Source organism: Paenibacillus sp. FSL H8-0261 (assembly GCF_045040645.1).
In the GTDB taxonomy this organism is placed as follows: Bacteria; Bacillota; Bacilli; order Paenibacillales; family Paenibacillaceae; genus Paenibacillus_AQ.
The window spans coordinates 5,987,175-5,995,000 of sequence record NZ_CP150297.1 but is presented as its reverse complement, the minus strand read 5'-3'; the positions used below and the strand labels follow the sequence as shown (position 1 = coordinate 5,995,000).

Below are 7,826 nucleotides of genomic sequence, written 5' to 3'. Positions count from 1 at the left end.
TTATCATCTTCATATACGCCCTGCAAATTCTCCATATTTGGGTGATTTGAATGGAAACCTACAAATAGTATAGTAGCATCCTCGCGATGATTCTCATCATGTTTATGATTGGGTGGTATCAGCGCGAATGAAGAAGAACGAAAATGATAACTTCGGGAACCTACATTGGTAGTTCCTAATCCGTTTAAATAATAGACTAGTTCATAACATTCATGCTGGTGTGGTGGAATATAGGTATTAACCTCATGTGCTGCATTTACAATATATAGAACACGATCCATGATGAGCCTCCAATAATTATGTTTTAGCCGAATCGTACAAAATTATGACCGAAATCATATAATTATTTTCATTAATATTTGATATGATCGTATCAAGAAATCCGAAGATTAGCAACCTGACTGGCCATCTCGTTCGGAAATTAGTCGGATTATTCGTAAAAATTATAATTTTCTCTCTTTTTTTGAGTGTATTCGTTAAAATCATTAAAATTTTGACAATGTTACATGAAAAATGAGAGTTTCCATCTAAATCGTGAAATATACAACGGACTAAGAAGGAGAATCTCTCAAATTACTAACCAACTATAAATAGGGGGAATAGAAAAATGAAAAAGAAAGTTCTTTCTTTGTTGTTACTAGTAGTAATGGTAATGGTCACAGCCTGTGGAAATAATACGTCGAGTAATGGATCTTCCGCGAATGCAGGATCTAACGCAGCTGAAGGTGGAGAAACAGGTTCAGGGGATAAACTCAAAGTTGTACTTCTGATTCCAGGAACGCTTGGAGATAAATCTTTCTTTGACTCTGCGAATAGCGGTTTGCAAAAGGTTAAGGATGAGCTGGGTGCAGAAACAAAAGTTGTAGAAATGGGTGTCGATAAAACGAAATGGGAGCCTACGTTTAACGATATCGCCGCTGAGGACTGGGATGTTATTATTTCTGGCGGATCGGAAATTACAGAGATGTTTAATGCAACGGCTGAATTATATCCTGACAAAAAGTTCATTAACTATGATACCGATATAGATGAAGCACCAGAGAATATGTACAACATGTCTTATGCAACAAATGAAGTATCTTTTCTAGCAGGTGCAGTAGCGGCGCTAGCTACACAATCGGATATGGAAAATGCTAATCCTGAGAATGTGATCGGTTTTGTAGGCGGCATGGATATTCCAGGAATTAACGCTTTCTTGGTGGGCTACATTCAGGGCGCTCAATATGTTGATCCTGATGTGAAGGTCGCTGTATCATATGCTGGCGATTTCGTTAACCCGGCTAAGGGCAAGGAGCTTTCGCTGATTCAATATAACTCCGGTGTGGATGTTATTTTTAACGTGGCTGGGGGTACAGGTCTTGGGATCTTTGATGCAGCTAAGGAGAAGAAGAAATATGCTATCGGCGTAGACTCCGATCAGGCGATGTTGCTAAACGATACAGATAGCGAAAAAGCAAACTTGATCGTTACTTCTTCTATTAAAAAGATTGATAGTGCTATTCTGGGTGCCGTGAAGAGATTACAAGACGGTACACTTGAGATGGGTAAACGTGATGTGTTGAGCTTTGTAGATGATGGTGTAGGCATTGCAGAGAATGAGATCTATAAAAATATCTTCCCTGCCGATCTTCAGGCTAAAGTTGAAGAAGTGAAGCAAAAGCTGATCAATAAAGAAATTACAGTAGATAACGCGATGGGAATGGAAACCTCTGAAGTAGAAGCCATTCGTAACGCAGTTAAGCCTTAAGTATAGCTATAAAGTGATAAACCTACAGTTGGAGATTCTTCTTTTAGAAGAATTCCAGCTGTATATTTTTGCAGACCTCCAAGTCGAAAGGCGTTGAGACCTATGAACAAAGCTCTGCTGGAAATGCGGGGAATTACCAAGGTGTATCCCAATGGTGTCGTTGCAAATAAAGACGTGCATTTTTCTTTACGTGAGGGAGAAATTCATGCGATTGCGGGCGAGAACGGCGCTGGTAAATCAACTTTAATGAAGATCATGTTCGGCATGGAAGAGCCTAGTGAAGGTGAAATCTTTATCAAGGGTGAAAAAGTGAAGCTGCAATCTGCTCAGGATGCCATTGATAGAGGGATTGGTATGGTTCACCAGCATTTTATGCTGGTCCCTTCTTTTACGGTAGCAGAGAACATGGTGCTGGGCATGGAACCTCGTAAGGGCGTTGGCATCAATTATGCAGAAGCTGTACGCATGACCGAAGAGACTGCGAAGAAATACAATCTGGCAGTGGATCCAAAAGCAAAAGTGGAGGATCTCACGGTTGGTATGAAGCAAAAGGTTGAAATTCTGAAGGCGCTGCTGCGTGGTGCAAAAATCCTCGTTCTGGATGAGCCGACCGCAGTGTTGACCCCACAGGAAACAGAGGAATTGTTCCGGGAGCTTAAGCAGTTAAGAGAGCAGGGTCATACGATTGTTTTTATTTCACACAAGTTGAAAGAAGTTAAAGCGATCTGTGACAGAATTACGATCATGCGTAGTGGACGTAGTGAAGGTGTCTTCCAAACGAAGGATGTCACGGAGCAAGAAATCTCACGCCTTATGGTGGGCAGAGACGTCGTGTTGAAATATGACAAGGAGATTCTGTCTATTGGGGAGCCGGTACTCACTGTGCAGGGCTTAGGTGTAAATGATGCACACGGCAAAGCGTTGCTAACAGATATCAACTTTGCAGTACGCGGGGGACAAATTATCGGGATTGCTGGTGTAGAAGGGAATGGGCAGACACAGCTCATTGAGGCTCTTACGGGTAGCCTAAGAGGGGTCTCAAGCCAAGGCTCTGTGCTAGTGAAGGGAAAAGATATTCGTGAATCGGATATTTTAGATATTCGTAAGCTAGGCGTTTCCTATATCCCAGAGGATAGGATGCATCAAGGGATAGCCAGTGAAGCGAGCATAGCGGATAATCTGCTGTCCACTCAGTATCGTACAAAAGCTATGAATAAAGGTCCCTTTTTAAATGGATCACGAATTGCCAAGCTTGCAGTATCACTTGTAGAAGAATTTAAAGTCCGCTGTTCGGGACCTTCTCAGCCAATAGGAATGTTATCAGGTGGTAACATGCAGAAGGTTGTCGTAGCTAGAGAGTGTTCTACAGAACCGCAACTGCTTATTGCAGAGCAGCCGACAAGGGGCGTGGATATAGGCGCGGCGCAGTTCATACATCAAAAGCTGTTGGAGCTGCGCTCAGACGATTGCGCTATTTTGCTAGTGTCAGCAGACTTAAATGAGATCTTGGAGATCAGCGATAGTCTACTAGTGATGTATGAAGGAAAGATTGTTGCCTTTTTCGAGGAGCCTTCCAAGGTTAGTGAAGAAGAATTAGGGCTTTATATGCTAGGGATTCATCGACAGGACGAGGAGCAAATCAGGAGGGCCGTAAATCATGTTTAAAGTAAAATATTTTGAATACATTCGAACATCGGCAGTAATCGTAATTGCACTCGCTATTGCTTTTCTGATCATCTCATTGGTCAGCAATCAGCCGGTGAAGACGATTGGGATATTCCTATTTGAGCCGCTATCCAGTAAAGGTCATATCGGTAATGTGATTGAGATGGCCATTCCGCTCATGTTCACTGGGCTAGCAGTTTCCTTGTTGTTCCGGGCAAATATGTTCAATTTGGGAGCTGAAGGGATTTTCTATTTCTCCGGTGTTGTAACTTCCGTGTTGGCTATTCATTTAACGCTGGACGGGTGGCTTCATCCGATCGTAGCTATTGCTGCGGGTTCTATTGTTGGTGCGTTGCTCTCGGCAATACCCGGGATCCTCAAAGCCAAATGGAATGCTAATGAGCTCGTTACATCCTTGATGTTCAATAATATTTTGTTTGGAGTAGGTTTATATCTACTGAACTATCACTTACGTGATGCAAAAGCATTTGCCAATGTATCCTACAAATTCGAGAAAACGGCACTGCTGAGTAAAATGGTACCTGGGACCCGTATTCATACCGGACTTATTATCGTTATCGTGCTTATTATTGCAGCGCATTTATTCCTATACAAGACTAAATGGGGATATGAGCTGCGAATGACAGGCATCAACCGGAACTTTGCACGTTATTCAGGCATGAAGACCGCGAAGGTTATTATACTGGTTCACTTGATTGCTGGTTTTATCGCGGGAATGGGTGGTTCCGTAGAAGTGCTAGGGATGTACAATCGATTCCAATGGACATCGTTACCAGGTTATGGCTTAGATGGTGCTCTAGTAGCGATGTTAGCCAAGAATAATCCGCTATCCGTAATCGGCGCTGCATTGTTCCTTGCATATATCCGGATCGGAGCCGACATGATGGCACGTCTATCGGATGTACCTTCAGAGATGATTTCTATTATACAGGCGATTATCATTCTTCTGATTTCGGCTGAGCAATTTCTGAAGTTCTGGAAAAATCGGATGCTCTTGAAGGAGGCGAAGGAAGCGTGAACAGCTTGTTTGATGTAATTTTTACGACTGACTTTGCGTTTTCTGTTCTTCGAGTGACGACACCGATTCTATTCGCCGCATTGGGAGCGTTAATCTCTAATAGGGCTGGTATTATCAACATTGGTATGGAAGGCATCATGCTTGTTGCGGCGTTAGCCGGTGTCATTGTAAGCAGCTACACGCATAGTGCGTGGGTAGGTTTACTTGGGGCCGTGATGTCCGGAACACTGATCGCTGGAATATTAGCTTTTTTCACACTGAAATTTAAAACACATATCATTCTCGGCGGCGTAGCTATTAATATGTTCGCTTCAGGAGGAACCGTGTTTATTCTTTATCTGCTGAGTGGAGACAAGGGTTCTTCTACTTCTCTGGCGAGTAAAGTGCTACCTAGTGTAGAGATTCCTTTGCTGAAGGACATTCCGGTGCTGGGGCCTATTCTATCGGGACATCACATTTTGACGTATGTATCTATTATTGCTGTGTTTGTTGTCTACTATCTCTTAAACCGTACACCGCTTGGTCTGCGCATTCGTTCAGTGGGTGAAAATCCACATGCGGCTCAATCTGTTGGAGTAAGTGTTGTGAAAATACAGTATATGGCTTTGCTGCTTAGTGGATTTTTCGCTGGTTTGGGTGGAGCTTACATGTCGATGGGTTACCTGTCACTGTTCACTCGCGATATGATCGCTGGTCGGGGCTGGATTGCGATTGCCGCAGAGTCTATGGGGAGAAGTACGACAGTGGGCACGGCGCTGACCTCTCTATTATTTGGTACGGCAGACGCCTTGTCGAATGCGCTACAGGTCCTGAAGATTCCTGCAGAACTGATCGCGACGCTTCCTTATGTAGCAACGGTAATTGGACTAGTGATCTATGCCGTATCTGAGACACGGAAAAAGAATAAAAAACTTAAAAGCCCGCTAGTGAAATAGCGATAGGAGTAACGAGGATTTATACAACTAAGGAGTGAATGACTATGCGAACACCTATTATTATTGACTGCGATCCAGGGCATGATGACGCAATCGCTATCCTGCTTGCAATAGCAAATTCGGAGAAGCTGGATCTGCGCGGGATTACAACGGTTGGTGGAAACCAGATCCTCGATAAAATCACAGAAAACGCACTTAAAGTGATCAGCTTTGTGAATGCTGATATTCCTGTAGCCAAAGGGGCTGCGGGTCCGCTGTTCGGCAAGCTTGTTACAGGTGAGGAAGCACATGGTGAATCAGGCATGGACGGCCCACTGTTGCCACCAAGTAAATTCCGGCCTGTAGAAGAAGGCGCTGTAGAATTTATGCTGAATATTATCCGTTCTTCGGAGGAGAAGATTACGCTCGTACCGATGGCTCCTTTAACAAATATCGCCCTATTAATCACTGCTTATCCAGAGATTAAGGAAAGAATTGAAAAGATTTCACTGATGGGCGGAGGAATTTCTTATGGAAATGTAACCTCTACTGCGGAGTTTAACATCTATGTAGATCCTGAAGCTGCTCGTATCGTGTTTGAGTCGGGTATTCCGATTACGATGAGTGGTCTGGATGTGACCGATAAGGCAGCCATTTTCGAAGATGAGATCGTAGCATTGAAAGAGCGTGGGCCAGTGTCCACTATGGTCGGAGAACTGTTAGATTTCTATTCGATCTTCGGAAAGAAAATGGGCTATGTCGGTAGTGCACTGCATGATCCATGCGCCGTAGCTTGGCTCTTGCACCCAGAACTGTTTGAATCCGAGCATCTATATGTAACGGTAGAGACAGAAGGCAAGCTGACGCGGGGAATGACGGTTGCAGACAAACGAAAGAAGACGGATCGCCCAACGAATGTAGAAGTCCTGGTGGGAGTAGACCGGGAAGCATTTATGAAGTTGATTTTTGATTCACTGGAAAAGCTAGATCAAGAGCTGCTTGCGGCTGAAGGGAACTAACCTATGGCAGGATGGGAGAGACTTCAGGAGACGGTTCAGTTTGAATTGGTTCAGCGTGGAGAAGAAGGCTGCAAGATTGAAGGCTTCGCGGATAAACTAGCCGCTGCAGGTGCCGATGAGATTAAGCTGATGCAAGTATACAACGAGTTGATGGAGCTCACGGTTGCTGAGGACTTTCCTTATGAAGAGCCGTCTTCACTGGAGGAGATTCGTCGTCTTCGTCCAGAAGGTCCACGCAAGCTTGAGGCTGACTGGAGCGAAGCAGAATGGAGAGATAAGTTCTACGGAGCTTGGCTAGGTAGAAGCGTCGGTTGCGCACTTGGCAAACCATTGGAGTATTGGGACTACCTCTACGGTAAAGATGGACGTCCGGGTTGGGAGAATATTGAGCTGTGGTTCCGGGGTGCCGATGCATGGCCTATTAGTGGCTATACGCCTGGGCATTCACGGGCAGAGGCAGAATATGGTCTTGGTTTAAGTGATTGGACGTATGCGAGTACCAGCGAGACTATTAAGTTTATGGAGAGCGATGATGATATTCGTTACACGGTACTGGGCCTTATGCTGCTGGAGCAAAAGGGGCTGAGCTGGGATTCTTGGGATATCGGGAAGCTCTGGCATAAACATCTGACATACGCTCAGGTATGTACGGCAGAGACACAGTCGTATATGAATTTTGCGCAGGAAACGTCTCATCTGCATGGTGAGAAGCCTGCGGATTGGCTGGCGCGGCAGGAAAGAGTGCGGATGCACTTGAACCCCTACCGGGAGTGGATTGGTGCGGCTATACGCGCAGATGGACTGGCTTATGGTGCAGCAGGCCATCCTGAGCTTGCAGCGGAGTTAGGCTGGCGCGATGCTTCTTTTTCACATGTGAAGAACGGAATCTATGGTGAGATGTTTAATGCGGCGATGATTTCGGCTGCTTTTGCTGAAAAAGATAACGAGCGTATTCTTGAGATTGGTCTTAGTGAGATCCCTAGTACTAGTCGCCTGGCAAGTGACGTTCTACGAGGTATAGATATTGCGCAGAAGGCCAAAAGTGAGCGGGAGTTGGTAAGTAAGATTTGGGATACATTCAGCCACTATGATGCGGTGCACACCAATAATAATGCTGCTCTTGTAGCTGCTTCGCTGGTCTATGGCGGGAATGATTTTGAAAAAGCGGTCATTACATCCGTTTACGGAGGAATGGATACAGACTGTAATGGTGCTACAGTGGGTTCTATTATGGGAGCGAAGCTTGGAGCAAGTGTGTTGCCGGCTTCGTGGATTGAACCGCTCCATGATACGCTATATGCGGATCTACCTGGTTTTCATCCGATAACGATTTCGGAATGCGCGGAGCGCAGCTATCAGGTCTTCTTGAAGATTCGAGGAGAGCTTGGCGAAAAGTCTTAGATCAAGGATTACGAAAAGAATGAAAGGATGTCTTAAGCTAT

Annotated in this window: 7 protein-coding genes (1 of these 7 only partly in view); 6 read left to right on the top strand and 1 reads right to left on the bottom strand. The window is 44.8% G+C overall.

Going from position 1 to position 7,826, the window contains the following annotated elements:
• A protein-coding gene (locus MHI27_RS26585) for an AraC family transcriptional regulator (protein WP_076300397.1) crosses the window boundary here: on the bottom strand, nt 1–281 show its 5' end (the start). It extends 469 nt beyond the left edge of the window; only the first 281 of its 750 coding nucleotides appear in the window; its start codon is at nt 279–281; its stop codon lies off the left edge, out of view.
• Nucleotides 282–607: 326 nt separating this feature from the next.
• Here MHI27_RS26585 and MHI27_RS26580 point away from each other — a divergent pair, with 326 nt between their 5' ends.
• The 6 genes from MHI27_RS26580 to MHI27_RS26555 all read left to right on the top strand — a co-directional run bounded on the left by MHI27_RS26580 (nt 608) and on the right by MHI27_RS26555 (nt 7,785).
• Nucleotides 608–1,747, top strand: a complete 1,140-nt coding sequence (locus MHI27_RS26580) for a BMP family ABC transporter substrate-binding protein (protein WP_339267182.1) — start codon at nt 608–610, stop codon at nt 1,745–1,747.
• 102 nt (nt 1,748–1,849) lie between these two features.
• Nucleotides 1,850–3,412 carry an ABC transporter ATP-binding protein gene (locus MHI27_RS26575; protein WP_339243487.1) on the top strand — a complete coding sequence of 521 codons (1,563 nt, stop codon included), beginning with the start codon at nt 1,850–1,852 and terminating at the stop codon, nt 3,410–3,412.
• A complete protein-coding gene (locus MHI27_RS26570) occupies nt 3,405–4,451 on the top strand; it encodes an ABC transporter permease (RefSeq protein ID WP_042131006.1) in 1,047 nt (348 codons plus the stop codon). The genes MHI27_RS26575 and MHI27_RS26570 overlap by 8 nt, the downstream gene beginning before the upstream one ends.
• Nucleotides 4,448–5,386: an ABC transporter permease gene (locus tag MHI27_RS26565; RefSeq protein ID WP_042131005.1), complete on the top strand. Its 939-nt coding sequence runs from the start codon at nt 4,448–4,450 to the stop codon at nt 5,384–5,386. Before MHI27_RS26570 ends, MHI27_RS26565 begins: the two co-directional genes overlap by 4 nt.
• A 44-nt stretch (nt 5,387–5,430) precedes the next feature.
• Nucleotides 5,431–6,384, top strand: a complete 954-nt coding sequence (locus MHI27_RS26560; RefSeq protein ID WP_405175032.1) for a nucleoside hydrolase — start codon at nt 5,431–5,433, stop codon at nt 6,382–6,384.
• A gap of 3 nt (nt 6,385–6,387) precedes the next feature.
• Complete coding sequence (locus MHI27_RS26555; protein ID WP_341146438.1) at nt 6,388–7,785, top strand: ADP-ribosylglycohydrolase family protein; 1,398 nt, start codon at nt 6,388–6,390, stop codon at nt 7,783–7,785.
• Nucleotides 7,786–7,826: the final 41 nt, after the last annotated feature.

Coding starts and splice junctions, on each gene's coding strand:
- MHI27_RS26580 (WP_339267182.1), top strand. CDS start 608: ATGAAAAAGAAAGTTCTTTCTTTGTTGTTACTAGTAGTAATGGTAATG.
- MHI27_RS26575 (WP_339243487.1), top strand. CDS start 1,850: ATGAACAAAGCTCTGCTGGAAATGCGGGGAATTACCAAGGTGTATCCC.
- MHI27_RS26570 (WP_042131006.1), top strand. CDS start 3,405: ATGTTTAAAGTAAAATATTTTGAATACATTCGAACATCGGCAGTAATC.
- MHI27_RS26560 (WP_405175032.1), top strand. CDS start 5,431: ATGCGAACACCTATTATTATTGACTGCGATCCAGGGCATGATGACGCA.
- MHI27_RS26555 (WP_341146438.1), top strand. CDS start 6,388: ATGGCAGGATGGGAGAGACTTCAGGAGACGGTTCAGTTTGAATTGGTT.